Source organism: Amphritea japonica ATCC BAA-1530 (assembly GCF_016592435.1).
GTDB lineage: Bacteria > Pseudomonadota > Gammaproteobacteria > Pseudomonadales > Balneatricaceae > Amphritea > Amphritea japonica.
In genome coordinates this window covers 2,049,293-2,065,255 of the sequence record NZ_AP014545.1, presented here as the reverse complement: position 1 = coordinate 2,065,255, position 15,963 = coordinate 2,049,293, and the positions used below count along the sequence as shown (strand labels likewise).

Here is a 15,963-nt window from a genome sequence, read left to right as displayed (position 1 = left end):
ATTCAGGCTTCTTTAAGATTACATCGTTACTGATTCATATTAATAATAAGCCTGGGTGGTAAAATCGGCTGTGTTTAGCTGTTACCTGTGAGCTTGCAAGGGACTGTTGTTGGGGCGAAAAGTCTTCAGATTATTAGAGTATAAAGACTCTTTAAGACTTGGTGATGAACCGTCTCAATGGCTGGATTTATTATATAATTATCTGATTTTTTTGTACTTTAAGGTTTAAAGGAGCGGTTATGCGTCAGTTTCTATTGATGGGCAGTGCGGGTTGTCATCTGTGCGATGAAGCGGCAATTGTTATTGTCAGTAGTCTTGATCCTTTGAAGCATTGTGTTGATGAGGTTGATATTGCCTATGATGATCAGCTGATGGATCGCTATGCTTTACTTATACCTGTGCTGCAGGATGAGTTGAGCGGAGCAGAGTTACGCTGGCCTTTTGATACCAGTCAGCTACAGCGGTTTATTGCCCAATTTGATTAAATCGAAACAGCCGCTCACCGTTTTCTTCGACCTGCTGTGCTAGCTCGGTTGGGTCAATATTCCGGGCTTGAGCAATTTTTTCCAGAATATGGGGTAGATAGCGAGGCAGGTTTCGTCGGCTTTTAGGTTTGGGTTTTATATCACGGGGAAGCAGGTAAGGTGCGTCAGTCTCTATTAATAATCGTTCTGAAGGAATGTCTTTCAGCAGGGCTAGCAGTTCTACACCCCGGCGCTCGTCGCAGATCCATCCGGTGATTCCGATATACAGATCCAGATCGAGATAGTTATATAGCTCTTCGCGACTTCCGGTAAAGCAGTGAGCTACCCCGCCGGCCGTGTAATCACGAAAATGGCGAAGCATTTCTACTTGCTTATCATGGGCGTCCCGTTCATGCAGGAATAGTGGAAGATTCACTTCGGAGGCCAGCTCAAGCTGTTGTTCAAATGCATAAACCTGCTGTTCTGGCGTTGAAAAATTCCGATTAAAGTCCAGGCCTGCTTCCCCTACGGCGAGGACTTCAGGTGCTTGGAACAGGTCTGCCAATGTCTGGCGCGCTGCCGGTGAGAACTCTTTACTATAATGGGGGTGAATGCCAGCAGTACAGAAGATATTTTCTCCGAACTGTTGGCACATCCTAACAGCTTCCTCGCTTTCAGCCGCCGTTGTTCCCGTTATCAACAAACGATGAACCCCTGCATTCAGGGCGTCGCTAATAACCTGTTCTCTGTCAGGATCAAAAGCACTGTCCGTGAGGTTAATACCGATATCGGTGAGCGTATATTTACAGTCACTCATCATTGGGTCTGAGTCGCATTGTTATTGGTTTGAACAAACTGTCTTAAGCGTTCGGCCTGCTGAGCGCTGGTGGCCTCCGTCAAAGCAACACGAAAGGCAGACTGATCCTCAATAACGTGTGATGGCTGGCCCGCTAACGTGCGATAAACGGCATGGTAGGCCATTACGTTCATCACGTAGTTACGGGTTTCTTTGAACGGGATCACTTCTATCCAGATGTCGGTGGGAAGGTTGCCGCGCTGTTTTAACCATTTTTTTACCCGATGAGGACCTGCATTGTATGCGGCTGTAGCGAGGACCTGGTTGCCATTGAATTTTTCCTGCATCTCTGCAAGATAGGCAACGCCAAGATTAATATTGGTTTCAGGCTGGTAGAGTTCTGCGATATTTTTGTAGTTGATATCGTTACGCTTAGCGGTAGATCGTGCCGTTTTTGGCATAAGTTGCATCAAACCCCGGGCGCCTACGCGGGAGCGGGCATAAGGCTGGTAGGCGCTTTCCTGGCGAGCAACGGCCCTGGCCCAGTTGGTATCGATATTAAACTGACCGGCTAGCTTGTCGAAGGTCGTCGAATAGGGCATTGGAAATCGCAGGCTGATGTCGTCCCAGAATTTAGCTTTAGCTACTCCGGCAATGGCCATATTGTGCCAGCCCCAGCGATGCAGGACGGTTGCCGCCGTTCTTAACTGGGCTTTGTCAAAACCACGAGTGAACTGATTCCATTCCCTGCGAGCAAGGTAAAGATTATTAAGTTGATACAGTTCATGCATTCGAGCTACGGCGGGGTTGCTGGATACTTCCTCCAGTAACGATTCTGATACTTTATCTTGCTGCGGATTTAAGTGAAAACGGGTTTGTAGTGTCCGTGAGGCAAGTAAGCCGTAATAGCTACGTTCTTTACTGAGATTTTCAAAGGCATCGGAGTAAGCTGGCTTTAAGCCTTTAATATGGCTGGCGGAGATGGTTTTCCAGTAAACCCATCGTTCTTGTGTTTGCTCTTCCGGCGAGAGTTGATCGATTAAGCGGTGAACTTTCTGCCAGTTTTGTTCGGTTAGTGCCAGCTTGAAGCGAAGATTGTGGATATATTCATCAGCAAACATATTAAGCTGGCCCAATAGCGAGTCAGTTGTCTCATTAGACTTGCTGGCTAACCGCCGGGCAATATTTCGATTGAGTTTCTGTTGTTCCTCGAAACTGAAAGATAGTTTTGTGCGCACATTAACCCAAAGGTTAGCCGCTAACAGTGGATCTTTTCGAGAAAGTTTATCCAGTCCATATAAATATGTCTTTCTGCTGGAAAGTGCATCGCCGGTCATGAAGCCAGGATTTTTGAGTAGAGAAAGGTCTTTAGATACCTGAAAAAAGCGGTTGGTTGCCTGTTGTTCCTTCTTGGTTTTTATAAAGCGTTGAAGGTAGCGGGCGAGGGCGATATTGTTCGTTTCAGTCGCTCGCCAGAATCGCTGGTAAGCAAGGGCGCTTTGTGGTCCCTGTGATTTCGTAATCCAGTAATTAAACACATAATCACAAGCGCGGGAGATGGAGTGTCCGGCGTTCCAAAGGTCATTTATATCTTTAAACGCACGTTTTGGTTGTGCTGTTTCCAAAAGTGCGTTGCGGTAGTGACACTGATACAACTCACCACTGTTGGGGCTGGATTCATATGCCGTTATATATTGCTTCCAGTGTTTTTTTGATGCCAGGTAACGGAGCCAGTTTTTCTGCAAAATAGAGACCGATGGAATTTCATTGTATTGTTCTGCATACCGGTCAATCTGCTGCTGAGTCACTTTTTCAAAATCGTGCTCAAACTCTTGCTGCTCTAAATAGGGGTAAAGGGGGTAATGGGTGAGTTTAGTTTTTATTTGATAATACTTATCGAGATTATCAGCTTTAAGTGCTGCCGAAGCCTGGCTATATAGTTGGCGGGAGTCCGCGATTATTTCAGCTGTAGCTAGGTTGGGTAGCACGCAACATGCGATGACCCAGAAGTAAAAATTCACAAGATTAAGTCGCATTGAAGTATCAGGCCTTTAGCAAAATTTCTATTGTCACCGATAGGTTCATCATAGCGGTAAAGTGAGGGTAAATTCGAGAGAAAAATATGCAAAAAGGGTGAATTGTCTGTCGGAGAATGAAATTAGAATAATTGGAAAAATATATTTCTTAAGGGTGGCACGCCTGAGAGTTTTTTTCTGTAGAATGTGCGGCCAACGTTTTTGGTGGATTTAAGCATGGCTCTGATCAGACTTGATAAAGTCTCTGTCGCGTTTGGCGATAAACAACTACTCGATCATATCGATTTTCAACTGGATAAGGGTGAACGGGTTGCGCTGGTAGGTATTAATGGTGCAGGTAAGTCGACTCTGCTAAAGGTTATCGCCGGTCATCAGGCTACTGATGATGGTGAGCTTTGGCAGGATGGCGGTGCTCGTATTGCTGAGTTATCGCAGATGTTGCCTGCAGCAGATGATCGACAGGTCAGAGATGTTGTTGCTTCGGGGTGCGCGAAGACAATGGAACTCCTGGTTCGTTATGAAGCTTTGGCCCTGAATCACACTGATGCTGACATGGCTGAGATGGAACACCTGTTGCATGAGATAGATCTGGTTGATGGTTGGCATCTACAGCAAAAAATTCAGCAAGTGTTGGAACGACTTGAGCTGGATGGCGATAAAATGATGTCCGACCTGTCTGGAGGCTGGCGTCGCCGTGCCGCTCTCGGTGCTGCACTGGTGCAGGAGCCTGACATACTATTACTCGATGAGCCGACTAACCATCTGGATATTGAAACCATAGAGTGGCTCGAAAAACAGATTTTAGAGTTTCGGGGCGGCGTTCTGTTTATTTCCCATGACCGTTCTCTGGTGGAAAGGTTAGCGACCCGGATAATCGAATTAGACCGGGGCAACCTGACCTCTTTTCCAGGAAGTTATTCAACTTACCTTGAACAGAAAGCAAAACTGCTTGAGGAGGAAGAGCGTAATAATGCCTTGTTTGATAAACGGCTGGCTGAGGAAGAACGGTGGATTCGTCAGGGCATAAAGGCTCGTAGAACCCGTAACGAAGGCCGGGTCAGGGCGCTTAAAGATTTACGTGTTGAGCGTTCACAGCGGCGGGAGAAACAGGGCAAAGCTAAGTTCCAAATTGAGAAAGCGGACCGCTCGGGCAAGCTTGTTATTGAGCTTGAAAATGTCAGCCAGAGCTATAATAACGAGCCGGTTATTAATGACCTTACGCTTTCTGTGCAGCGGGGCGATCGCATTGGCTTGATTGGTCCTAACGGTGTAGGTAAAAGTACTCTGTTACGTATTATGCTAGGGCAGTTGACGCCCGAACAGGGGGTGGTAAAACTCGGAACCAGCCTCGATGTTGCATATTTTGATCAGCTGCGGGGCAAGCTGGATCCTGAAAAGACGATCATTGATAATATTTCGGAAGGCCGTGAAAGTATCAGTATCAATGGAAAGTCGCGGCATATTATCAGCTATCTGAGTGATTTTTTATTTTCGCCAGAGCGAGCGCGTACGCCGGTTAAGGCATTATCCGGCGGTGAGTGTAATCGGGTTATGTTGGCGAAGCTGTTTAGTCAGCCAGCCAATTTGCTAGTACTTGATGAACCTACCAATGATCTTGATATCGAGACTCTGGAGCTACTGGAAGAGATTCTATTAGAGTTTAAAGGAACGCTATTGCTGGTTAGCCATGATCGGGCGTTCCTTGATAATGTCGTAACGTCCACTGTTGTGTTTGAGGGCAATGGCCGACTTCAGGAGTACGTTGGTGGTTATGAAGATTGGTTGAGACAGCGTCCTGATCCTGGTAGTGAGCCTGAGATCAAAGAGACAGCAAAAGTTGTTGTTACTGAAGTGGCTAAGGCTGAACCGGTCAAGAAGAAACTGAGTTACAAGTTGCAGCGAGAGCTGGATATGCTTCCCGCACAGCTAGAGCTAGTGGAGTCTGAGCTAGAGCAGCTACACCTGGAAACCGGAGCGGCTGACTTTTATGCCGGAGATCAGGCGCACGTGAACGCCAAACTGTCTGAATTACAGGCCAAAGAAGCATTTCTCGAGCAGCTGATGGAGCGTTGGGTCGAGTTAGAAGGTATGTAACGAGAAATAGAGGCTAGCCTCTATTTCTCGGAACCAACGCGGATAGCCAGAACGTCGCACTTGGCGCCATGTAAAATGCCGTTAGCCGTTGAGCCTAATAGCAGTGCGAGTCCGTGGCGACCGTGGCTGCCAACAATAATCAGGTCACATTGATTCTCGTCTGCAACCCTGTGGATCTCAGTTTCAGTGTGTCCTGATACCACGTGACACTGCTTCACCGGGTATTCCAGTTGTTTTCGGTAACTGGCCATTTTGCTCTGCGCATGCTCGTCGAGCTGCGTCTGAATGGCGGTAAGGTCCATCGGAACATCTCCCCCGTAAGCAAAGCTGAGCGGTTCAATTACATGGATCATTGATAGCTCTGTTTCAGAGCTTTGGGCTAGAAGTTTCACCTTGTTGATCAATTGGTCTGTGTCTTCTGACAGATCGATCGCCAAGAGAATATGGTTGTATAGGGACATCAGATTTTCTCCTGTTGCTTCATATCATTGAGAGTAGCATAGAGTGTCTGGTCTTTAAGATAAGTATAGCGTTTCCGGTTTGAAGTCTGACCGGGATCAATGCAGGCAGGGGAGTATAGGAAATGAAATGGGCAATTATTGTTCTGATTATGATGTCACTACTGGGGTCTATGATGTGGGTAATGCCCAGCCCTCGTCAGCGTTTCCTCGCTAAATTGCGTTTACAGGCTTCACGTCAGGGCTTCCATGTTCAAATCGTGCGTGTCACGCCACCCAGAGCAGCAGGACAGGTAGAGCCAGAGGTGTTATCAGCAACTGCGTATCGTCTGCCTCGATTTAATCTGCAGAAAAATGAGAGGGATGGTTTTACCGAGTGGCAGGTGTTTCGTCAGACCGCTATTGCCGATACAGGCCTTCCTGAAGGCTGGAGCTGGGGAGCCGGGGAGCGTTGTCTCAGTGAATCGCAATTGAACATGCTTAATGAGCTGATAGGCGCGCTCCCTGACGGGGTCTCTTCAATTGAATCGACACCGGTACATTTTTCCCTGTTCTGGGATGAGAAAGGGGATGAGAGTTCGCTGGACAGACTTTATCAGCTCATGCAACCGATAATGGAACAGAAATTTTAAACGTCAGGGGTAGTATGACACTTCAAACAGGCTTATATAAACATTACAAAGGCTCAGAGTACCGTGTGCTTCATCTGGCGCGACACTCTGAAACAGAGGAGTGGCTGGTGGTATATCAGCAGTGCTACGGGGATGAGGCAGTTTGGGTTCGCCCATTGACTATGTTTACTGAGCAGGTAACTATTAGCCCAGGAAACAGGGGCCCTCGTTTTGCCCTGGTTAAAGCGGATTAAACGTTTTACTCGTCACTGTTCTTCTGTGTTGCCAGTTCATCGAGTGACGCCGCAAGATTTCCGGTAGCCATTGCGCTGCTGGGTCTGGCCTTATTGAGTAACTCTCTTATTTTGTCGACATAATCTTGTTTTTGTTTTTGCGGTACGTTGGTTCTGGCAATAATTGCCTTCGCATGTTTGTAATGTGACATGGCGACTAATTTGTCATCACGTGCCATGTAGTAATTTCCCTGCTCGATATGCGCGTCAGCAAATACACAGACATGTAACCAGTACAGGTCGTGCTGGTACTGCTTTGCACGGGTCACATTCAACTTTCCTTGTTTGGCTAATTGGATGCAAAGTTTCTCAGCATGCTGGATATGTATCTGGGCCCGTTTCAATGCCCTGTCATTGGAAAACCCGCCAGGTATGGGGCTGGCTCGGTCAGCTCCTTCTTTCTGCGCGCTGATCTCTTGTAAAAGATCTGAGTTAGGTGCGAGTTGAGCGATCTCTTCGATCATGCCGATGATATAGCTGCTGAGGGCGTCGGTAATTTCATGACGACAGTTGGCTTCTCTGAGGACCGCCAGTGTCGTCAAAGCATCATCAGACTGCTTACGCAGCTCTTTTAAGCGCTTGGCTCGGTATTCCTGTTGATGCTCTCTGGTAGAAATAAAATAGTTCACCAGCAGTGCAACAAAGCCCACAGCGATCAAAGAAAAAAGAAAAATCAGGTTGTCTTGCAGCATATTCTCAGGTAGTTGTAATTAAAGAGACTAATAATGGCGGCAGCATACTGTATTTAAGCTACCAGAAAAATACCTTTATTAGCCAATATTCTTAACTGGTTAGCGTGTTTTTTTCTACATTAACTTGACCCGGCTTCTCTGAGCCCTTATATATGCACGCTGTTTTGTATTGCTACCTCGTCCTTTAAGGATTTTATTTATATGGGCAAATCCCTAGTTATTGTAGAGTCACCTGCTAAAGCAAAAACCATAAACAAGTATTTAGGTAATCAGTTTGTGGTGAAATCAAGTGTGGGGCACATCCGTGACCTTCCCACCAGTGGCTCTGGCAATGCAACCGCATCAGACCCTAAAGAGCGTGCTCGTCAGGCAGCCATAACCCGTAAATTGGCGCCGGATGAGAAGATTAAGCATAAGGCCGCAAAAGCGAAGACGCAGCTGATTGCCCGGATGGGGGTTAACCCAGAGCAGGACTGGGATGCCCGCTATGAAATCTTGCCGGGTAAAGAAAAAGTCGTTGATGAACTTAGACGATTAGCTAAAGATGCCGATACTATCTATCTCGCAACCGATTTGGACCGCGAAGGGGAAGCCATTGCCTGGCACCTGCGGGAAGCGATTGGTGGTGACGATGATCGATATCGCCGGGTTGTCTTTAATGAGATAACGAAAAAAGCGATACAGGAAGCTTTTGAGCAGCCAAGCGAGCTAGACCTTAATCGGGTAAATGCTCAGCAGGCAAGGCGCTTTCTTGATCGTGTCGTTGGTTATATGGTCTCGCCATTACTGTGGGCCAAGGTTGCACGTGGACTATCCGCTGGCCGGGTACAATCTGTTGCCGTGCGACTACTGGTTGATCGGGAAAAAGAGATTCGTAGCTTTATTCCGGAAGAGTTTTGGGAGATGCATGCCGATGTACTTTCGAGTAAGCAGGAATCGCTGCGACTTCAGGTTGATAAATACCAGGATAAAGGTTTCAGGCCAGAGAGCGGTGTAGAAACAGAGGCTCATCTTGAACAACTGAAACAACAAGAGTTTAAGGTAACAAATCGCCAGGATCGACCTACTAGCAGCCGGCCGTCGGCGCCGTTTATTACATCAACGCTTCAGCAAGCTGCGAGTACGCGACTCAGTTTTGGTGTTAAGAAAACGATGATGCTGGCTCAGAGGCTCTATGAAGCGGGTTATATCACGTATATGCGAACCGACTCGACCAACCTCAGTGCGGAAGCGGTTAATAATTGTCGTGACTACATCAGCGACAATTTTGGTTCCAAGTATCTGCCTGAAAAGCCTAATTCCTATAGCAGCAAAGAGGGCGCTCAGGAGGCTCATGAAGCGATCCGGCCCTCAGACGTGTCAATAGAGGCGACATCTCTAAAAGGGATGGAGCGGGACGCTGAGCGCTTGTATGAGTTGATTCGTCGTCAGTTTGTTGCTTGTCAAATGACGCCGGCGCTTTATACCAGTACGCGGGTCACCGTTACCGCAGGCGATTTCGAGTTACGCACGAAAGGGCGTATTTTGCGCTTTGACGGTTACACTAAGGTGTTTAACAGTCGCGGTAAGGATGAAGATGTCATTCTGCCGGATGTGCAGCCTGGAGATGTATTACAGGTTCAAAAGCTGGATCCTAAACAGCACTTTACGAAACCTGCTCCTCGTTTCACTGAGGCCAGTCTGGTTAAAGAGCTGGAGAAAAAAGGTATAGGTCGACCCTCTACTTATGCGTCGATCATCTCAACAATTCAGGATCGAGGCTACGTAGAGGTTCAAAATCGTCGTTTCTATGCTCAGAAAATGGGTGATATTGTTACTGAGCGACTGGTCGAGAATTTTACGGATCTGATGGATTTTGGCTTTACTGCCAGAATGGAAGAATCGCTGGATGATATCGCAACGGGTAGTGCTGATTGGAAAGAGTTGTTGAATCAGTTCTACCAGGGCTTCAGCAATCGTTTGGAGCAGGCGCAGCATGCGGAAACGGGAATGCGCCTGAACGAACCAACCGAAACGGACATTCCTTGCCCGAGTTGTGAGCGTAAGATGATGATTCGTACCGGTACTACAGGTGTTTTCCTGGGATGTTCCGGATACTCGCTACCACCCAAAGAACGCTGTAAAAGCACGATGAATCTTGTGCACGGCGATGAAGTGGTCAGTGTTGATGGAGATGAAGAAGAAGAGTCGCGGATTCTGCGTAATAAACATCGTTGTAAGATCTGTGATACCGCGATGGATAGTTATCTTATCGATGAGCAGCGTAAGTTGCATATCTGCGGTAATAATCCTGACTGTGCCGGTTTTGAGGTAGAGCAGGGTAGCTTTAAGATTAAAGGCTATGATGGCCCAGTGCTTGACTGCGATAAGTGTGGCGCTGAGATGCAACTTAAAACCGGTCGGTTTGGCAAGTTCTTTGGTTGCACAAGTGAGACCTGTAAAAATACTCGTAAGTTATTGCGAAGTGGAGAAGCAGCGCCGCCGAAAATGGATCCTGTACCTATGCCTGAACTGGCTTGTGACAATGTTGAAGATACCTTTATCTTGCGGGATGGTGCATCAGGGCTGTTTCTTGCGGCCAGTCAGTTCCCCCGTAAGCGGGAAACTCGCGCACCTAAAGTCGCTGAGTTGTTGCCGCATAAAGGGGAAATTGATCCTAAGTATAAATTCCTCTTCAGTGCGCCGGTTGCCGATGACGAAGGTAACCCAACAGTTGTCCGTTATAGTCGTAAAACAAAAGAGCAGTACGTTATGACGGAAGTCAATGGCAAAGCCACTGGCTGGCGTGCATTCTATACCGGTGGCAGTTGGAGCATTGAAGCTGCTAAAGCGAAGAAGAAAGCGACAAAAAAGAAATAATCGGAGACTCGAATGAGTGGCGTTTATCTTACCCGTACCAATCAGAAGTTAAACTTTACCCGTATCCATCTGGATGCGCTTAAAGCGGCACAGGAATCAACTGGTTGGAGTAAGCATGCTCTGATCGAGTCCTATAACGAGTCGGTATTGTTTCATATGGTATCGGCCTATAGCTCTTTGTTGCGAGAGATTGCGGAGCAGTACAGTTTTGATGCTAACCGGATTACTAAGCTGAGTCAGCTGGTTGAGCAGATGGAGTCTCAGGGGCTTGAGGCACCTGAGGTTGCAGAGCTACAGCAACTCCATAATGATCCTGAAAGTTGGTTGCACCATTTGCTGGCGGCTTATAAAGGCTGTTGGCGTGCAGAGGATCACCAGGCGTCAGCTGGGCAGGCTGAGAGTGTATCAGAGATACATGTGATGCAGATTAATCCGAATCATGCAGAAGATGGCGATATCATTCGTGAGTATCAGGAGTGGTTTGGTCAGTTTAAAGCGTTGATCGAGCGTCTGCGTGTAGGTATGCAGGAATGGTGATCGAGAGCTAATTGAAGCTTCATTAAAGGTTATATTGAGATAGTTATGTCAGATATGTTTCTTGAAATAATTGAGCTGGAGAATGGTCAGATCGCGTTGCGCAGAGCTGATTCAGATGATGAACCTATCATGCGGATCTGTTTTTCTGATGATGTCAGAGCGCAGTTGGATGATGAGTGTATTGATGTCGCTAAAGTGATGTTGACCGCAGGAATTCATATGATCTCTGATCTGAATGTTAAAGCTGCGGGTGCCGCGGATGCTTTAGACTCAGAGCCTGAAGATGAAAATGAATCCCAGCATCATGTTATTCACTAGCAAGTATTTATAATTGCGTAAAAAAAACAGCGCCGATGCGCTGTTTTTTTGTGTGTGTATCTAAGCAGCCCTTCGATCGCGAATGACTATCCCGTGGCTTTGGCCATTCTCGGCGGCATCTTCAAGTCCACTAAGCTCAGCGCTGCTGAGCGCGCCAGGCCAGCTGATAACGGCATGGCATGTTCCGGCTTTTAGTGCCTGGCAAGCCAGTTGGTAAGTTGAGTGCCCCTGATCGGGTTGAAGTAACATGACTTTATTTAAGTCAATACCCGCTGCTTCGAGCAGGTCTTTAGGTAGTGTTGTGGGCGGTGCGATCCAGGCAAACCAGCGATCATCGTTACTTAGCTGTGCAAGCAAGGGCAGTAGCATAGTCATCTGCTCGAAATCACTGTTCTGTAGAACGATTTCGGTCACTTTTCCAGCCAGTCCGGAATGATCAGCCTGCGGGGCAATCGGACGGATTAAGCTGGGTAGAACGGGCTCTGAACGGGTGAGTTTGCTAACTGCTTGCAACATGATTACTGTCCTCTTCTGATAACTCCGACCCCGAGGCCTTCGATTGATAGTTCCTGTTCTTGCAGGTTGACTACAATGGGCTCGAACTCTTCGTTTTCTGCAACTAGGTACACGATGTTACCTTCGCGCTTAAAGCGTTTGACGGTGACATCGTTGTCTATTCGGGCGACAACGATCTCGCCATCTTTTGCGGTCTGGCATTGATGTACGGCTAATAAGTCACCGTCCATGATGCCGACATCTTTCATACTCGTACCCCGTACCTTCAACAGGTAGTCTGCAGGGGGATGGAAGAAGTCTGATGCGATTGTAATTCTATCTTCGACATTCTCTTGCGCCAGAATCGGCTCTCCAGCTGCAACCTGCCCGACGATTGGGAGGCCGGGCTCTTCATCATCAAACCCTGGAATACGGATTCCCCGTGAGGTGCCGGGGATCATTTCAATGGCTCCTTTACGGGCAAGGGCCTTGAGGTGTTCCTCCGCAGCGTTGGCTGATTTAAACCCCAGCGCTTTAGCAATATCAGCACGGGTAGGCGGATAGCCGGTAGTGCTAATGCAGTGTTTAATGCATTCAAGTACATCTGTTTGGCGTTGTGTCAGTTTCATGATGAACTCTGTTTTTTTATCCAGTAGCTGTAACTATATACAGTATTTTGGCTTTGTAAACTTTTTTCTGTCTATTTATCCAGTATTATTGCTAGAATGCACGTGGTTAAAGCGTATTAGGGCGGTTAGGTGCTTTCAGAAGAGATAAAAAAAGAGATACAGGGAGCGTACCGGCGTTTTTTAGATAGCCGTCAGCTGAAACCACGTATGGGGCAGAAGCAAATGATTGCCGAGGTTGCTAAGGTGCTTGGTGCTATCCTTGAAGATGAAAAGTCTCATCGTCTCGGTGAAAAACACATCAGTGTGATTGAAGCGGGTACCGGTACAGGTAAAACCATCGGTTATCTGTTGGCGGTCTTACCTATTGCAAAGGCGAAGGGTAAGAAAGTTGTTCTCTCTACAGCAACGGTTGCTCTGCAGGAGCAGTTGCTTAATAAAGACCTGCCAGAGGTGGCTGAACACGCAGGCCTGTCTGTTACTTTTGCTCTGGCAAAAGGGCGGGGTCGATATTTTTGTATCAGCAAAGCGGAACAGCATCTGGATGCTAATGGCTCAACGGGACAGCAGGCACTGTATGAAGACGAGTTGGCTTTACGATTAGATACTGAGACGGTCGAGTTTTATAAAAGTTTGCTGAATGAGTTTGCGGCAGGCCGTTGGGATGGTGATAGGGATAACCTGAGTCAGGATATAAGTGAAGAAGACTGGAGGCCTTTAACCAGCGATCACCTTCAATGTACCAATCGTCGTTGTAGTAATTTTTCAGCCTGTAGCTTTTTTAAAGCGCGTAAAGATCTGGATCAGGTCGAATGCGTCATCGCTAACCACGATATTGTTCTGGCCGACCTCGCATTAGGCGGTGGTGCAATTCTGCCTGACCCCGCAGAAACTATTTATATTTTCGATGAAGGTCATCATCTGTCTGATAAGGCCAGTGGTCACTTTTCTTTTAATATCCGACTTAAATCAACCGAGCGTTGGCTGGCGAGTAATATTAAGCAGTTAAGTAAGATGCTCGATCAGACAGGCAATCCACAACTACTCGCTGATTATGTTAAACAGCTACAAAAGCCCGCTGAAGACTTGCAAGTTGTTCTCAATAACTGGGCTGAACTTATCAGACCTGTACTGATGGATGAGTCCTTCAAAAGGCCTCGGGAACGTTTTCGTTACACTGGCGGAGTTGTTCCTGAGGAGGTTAAGCAATTTGGTTTACAGGTAGAAAACCTTGCAGCAAGAATGGCTTCCCGGTTGGAGATGATCCTTGATCTGCTGAAAGAATCGCTGGATGGTGACGGAGGGATCGATCGTCAGCCGGCAGAAAGCTGGTATCCCCGGCTGGGTATGATGGTGGCCCGGATGCAGAGTATTACGGGTCTGGGTCGATCAATGGGTCACCCTGATGCAGAGAACAGCACGCCGACAGCGCGCTGGATTAGCCTTGTCGAAACCGCACAGGGATATGATTTCGAGTGCAGCACAGCACCGGTCTCGGCTGCTGAGATGCTCCAAATGAACCTTTGGCAGCATTGCTATGCGGCAGTTGTTACCTCTGCCACGCTGACAGCACTGGGGCGGTTTGATCGTCTTCTGGGTGATCTTGGGCTGCCGCAGGAAACGCCTTGTCATAGTCTGGCGAGTCCGTTTGACCACTATCATGCGGCAGAGCTCTATGTACCCTCAATGAAAGTTGAAGCGAATGACCCTGAATTGCACACTCAGGCCGTTGGCGATTACCTTAATTCTGAGCTTAAAACCGATACTGGTACGCTGGTTCTGTTCAGTTCATGGCGTCAGATGAGATCAGTACTTGCCAGTCTGGACGAAAAGCTCAACAATAGGGTTCTGTCGCAGGGTGATTTTAGTAAGAATGAAATTCTGAAACGCCATAAAGTTGAGATCGATGAGGGGCGAGGCAGCGTAATATTTGGCCTTGCCTCTTTTACTGAAGGTGTTGATCTGCCCGGTGATTATCTCACTGAGGTTATTATCACTAAGATCCCCTTTAGTGTGCCGGATGACCCGGTTGACGCCACCATGGCTGAGTGGATTGAACAGCGTGGGGGTAACCCTTTTATGGAATGGTCGGTGCCGATGGCATCGGTACGGTTAACCCAGGCCGCTGGTCGGCTGCTGCGAACGGAGCAGGACAGGGGGCGGATTGTACTTCTGGATAGACGTGTTGTAACCCGGCGTTATGGTCGGCAGTTACTTGACTCCTTACCTCCATTTCGAAGAAATATTAGCTAACCGTTCGCTGATGCGAATAAGGTATGACTTTGTTAAAAAAATATTTAAGCGTTCAGATGATAATGTTCCTGCAGCAACTGACTCTGGTGCCGGATCGACTAATGAAGATTCTTCTGCGCCTGGTGAAAAAAGGTCTCAACGAATGCCTAAAGATAAGCCTGTTAAAGAGGGCTCTCGGTCAACCAAGAATGTTTCAGCTTCAAAAGCGAAGCCAAAGCCAGCCAAGGCCTGGAGTCGTGATCAGTTTCCGGTAGAGCCTGTAGAAGGAAAGCAACGTTTCCATGATTTTGATCTACCGGATGCGGTTATGCATGCGATAGCAGATCTTAATTTTAAATACTGCTCTGATATTCAGTCAGCAACCCTGATTGAGTCCCTTGAGGGTAGGGATATGATCGGTAAAGCCCAGACCGGCACGGGTAAAACTGCTGCGTTTCTGATTAGTATTATCACGGATTTACTGGACTATCCGCTTGAGCATAAGGCTGCTAAAGGAGTTCCTCGTGCATTAATCATTGCGCCTACCCGTGAACTGGCATTACAGATTGCGTCTGATGCAGAAGAGACGGGTAAGTACGCTGACATCAGTGTGGTAGCACTGGTGGGCGGCATGGATTATGAAAAGCAGCGTAAGCAGCTTGCGGTGCGTCCTGTTGATATTATTGTTGCTACCCCTGGCCGTTTAATCGATTTTATTCGCTCCTCTTCAGTAGATTTGGGTGATGTTGAAGTGTTGGTGCTGGACGAGGCAGACCGCATGCTTAGCATGGGCTTTATCCCGGATGTACGCACGATTATTCGTCACACGCCGAGAAAAGGTGATCGTCAGACGTTACTTTATAGCGCAACATTTACCGATGATATTATGAACCTTGCGCAGCAATGGACAGTTGATGCCAAGGTGATCGAGATTGCACCGGAACAGAAAAGCACCGATTCGGTAAAACAGTTGGTTTATCTGGTATCCAGGCAGGATAAATACAAACTATTGAGAAATTTTATGCAGCTTAATCAGTTGCATCGGGTTATTGTTTTCGGTAATCGCCGTGATGAAACCCGTCGATTAGCCGAGCGGTTACAGAAGGATGGTTTGAAAGCGGCGTTGATGTCTGGTGAAATTGCTCAACAAAAGCGTTTGAAAACCCTGGAAGATTTCCGCGAAGGAAGGATCAACATTCTGGTCGCTACAGATGTCGCTGGGCGCGGTATTCATGTTGATGCCATCAGTCATGTGATTAACTATTCGTTACCGGAAGATGCTGATGATTATGTGCATCGTATCGGCCGTACCGGAAGGGCTGGATCTAAGGGAACCTCGATCAGTTTCGCAACTGAAGATGATGCCTTTCTGCTACCAGAGATTGAAGAAGTGGCGGGTGTTAAGATGGAATGTGTCTATCCGGACCCGAACTTACTTGAGCCTGTCTAGTA

The 15,963-nt window shown here is 47.5% G+C and carries 15 protein-coding genes; 9 read left to right on the top strand and 6 right to left on the bottom strand.

All coding sequences use genetic code 11. The annotated features are described in order from the left end of the window. Positions 1-239 precede the first annotated feature (239 nt). Positions 240-485 (top strand): glutaredoxin family protein, encoded by a 246-nt coding sequence (locus AMJAP_RS09590; protein ID WP_019622243.1) that lies wholly within the window; start codon positions 240-242, stop codon positions 483-485. Here the strand turns inward: AMJAP_RS09590 and AMJAP_RS09585 are convergent. After that, on the bottom strand, positions 466-1,281 hold the full coding sequence (locus AMJAP_RS09585; RefSeq protein ID WP_019622244.1) for a TatD family hydrolase: 816 nt from the start codon (positions 1,279-1,281) through the stop codon (positions 466-468). The two genes, AMJAP_RS09590 and AMJAP_RS09585, sit on opposite strands and share 20 nt — an antisense overlap. Next, on the bottom strand, positions 1,281-3,296 hold the full coding sequence (locus tag AMJAP_RS09580) for a transglycosylase SLT domain-containing protein (protein ID WP_019622245.1): 2,016 nt from the start codon (positions 3,294-3,296) through the stop codon (positions 1,281-1,283). Before AMJAP_RS09580 ends, AMJAP_RS09585 begins: the two co-directional genes overlap by 1 nt. Before the next feature lie 216 nt (positions 3,297-3,512). Between AMJAP_RS09580 and AMJAP_RS09575 the strand changes: the two genes are divergently transcribed. Next, complete coding sequence (locus AMJAP_RS09575; RefSeq protein ID WP_019622246.1) at positions 3,513-5,390, top strand: ATP-binding cassette domain-containing protein; 1,878 nt, start codon at positions 3,513-3,515, stop codon at positions 5,388-5,390. 20 nt (positions 5,391-5,410) lie between these two features. Here the strand turns inward: AMJAP_RS09575 and AMJAP_RS09570 are convergent, their stop codons facing one another. After that, positions 5,411-5,851: a universal stress protein gene (locus tag AMJAP_RS09570; protein ID WP_019622247.1), complete on the bottom strand. Its 441-nt coding sequence runs from the start codon at positions 5,849-5,851 to the stop codon at positions 5,411-5,413. A 122-nt stretch (positions 5,852-5,973) separates the two neighbouring features. Here AMJAP_RS09570 and AMJAP_RS09565 point away from each other — a divergent pair, with 122 nt between their 5' ends. Beyond that, positions 5,974-6,480, top strand: coding sequence for a hypothetical protein (locus tag AMJAP_RS09565; RefSeq protein WP_019622248.1), 507 nt, complete (start codon positions 5,974-5,976; stop codon positions 6,478-6,480). Positions 6,481-6,494: 14 nt separating this feature from the next. Further along, a complete protein-coding gene (locus AMJAP_RS09560; RefSeq protein ID WP_019622249.1) occupies positions 6,495-6,713 on the top strand; it encodes a DUF1653 domain-containing protein in 219 nt (72 codons plus the stop codon). A 5-nt stretch (positions 6,714-6,718) separates the two neighbouring features. Here the strand turns inward: AMJAP_RS09560 and AMJAP_RS09555 are convergent, their stop codons facing one another. Next, positions 6,719-7,444, bottom strand: coding sequence for a hypothetical protein (locus tag AMJAP_RS09555; RefSeq protein ID WP_019622250.1), 726 nt, complete (start codon positions 7,442-7,444; stop codon positions 6,719-6,721). Positions 7,445-7,645: 201 nt separating this feature from the next. Between AMJAP_RS09555 and topA the strand changes: the two genes are divergently transcribed. The 3 genes from topA to AMJAP_RS09540 are packed head-to-tail and all read left to right on the top strand — an operon-like array spanning position 7,646 to position 11,158. Next, complete coding sequence (topA, locus tag AMJAP_RS09550) at positions 7,646-10,303, top strand: type I DNA topoisomerase (RefSeq protein WP_019622251.1); 2,658 nt, start codon at positions 7,646-7,648, stop codon at positions 10,301-10,303. Between the two features lie 12 nt (positions 10,304-10,315). Beyond that, entirely contained in the window at positions 10,316-10,840 is a 525-nt protein-coding gene (locus AMJAP_RS09545) for a DUF6586 family protein (protein ID WP_019622252.1), read from the top strand. Between the two features lie 45 nt (positions 10,841-10,885). Then, entirely contained in the window at positions 10,886-11,158 is a 273-nt protein-coding gene (locus AMJAP_RS09540) for a hypothetical protein (RefSeq protein ID WP_019622253.1), read from the top strand. Positions 11,159-11,218: 60 nt separating this feature from the next. Here the strand turns inward: AMJAP_RS09540 and AMJAP_RS09535 are convergent, their stop codons facing one another. Both AMJAP_RS09535 and lexA read right to left on the bottom strand, forming a co-directional pair. Next, the gene (locus tag AMJAP_RS09535; protein ID WP_019622254.1) at positions 11,219-11,674 is read right to left on the bottom strand and encodes a cell division inhibitor SulA; all 456 of its coding nucleotides are present in this window, start codon (positions 11,672-11,674) and stop codon (positions 11,219-11,221) included. 2 nt (positions 11,675-11,676) lie between these two features. Next, positions 11,677-12,282: a transcriptional repressor LexA gene (gene lexA / locus AMJAP_RS09530; RefSeq protein WP_026340172.1), complete on the bottom strand. Its 606-nt coding sequence runs from the start codon at positions 12,280-12,282 to the stop codon at positions 11,677-11,679. A gap of 129 nt (positions 12,283-12,411) precedes the next feature. Between lexA and dinG the strand changes: the two genes are divergently transcribed. After that, entirely contained in the window at positions 12,412-14,532 is a 2,121-nt protein-coding gene (gene dinG / locus AMJAP_RS09525; RefSeq protein WP_019622255.1) for an ATP-dependent DNA helicase DinG, read from the top strand. Further along, entirely contained in the window at positions 14,495-15,961 is a 1,467-nt protein-coding gene (gene rhlB / locus AMJAP_RS09520) for an ATP-dependent RNA helicase RhlB (protein ID WP_236588715.1), read from the top strand. Before dinG ends, rhlB begins: the two co-directional genes overlap by 38 nt. Positions 15,962-15,963 lie beyond the last annotated feature (2 nt).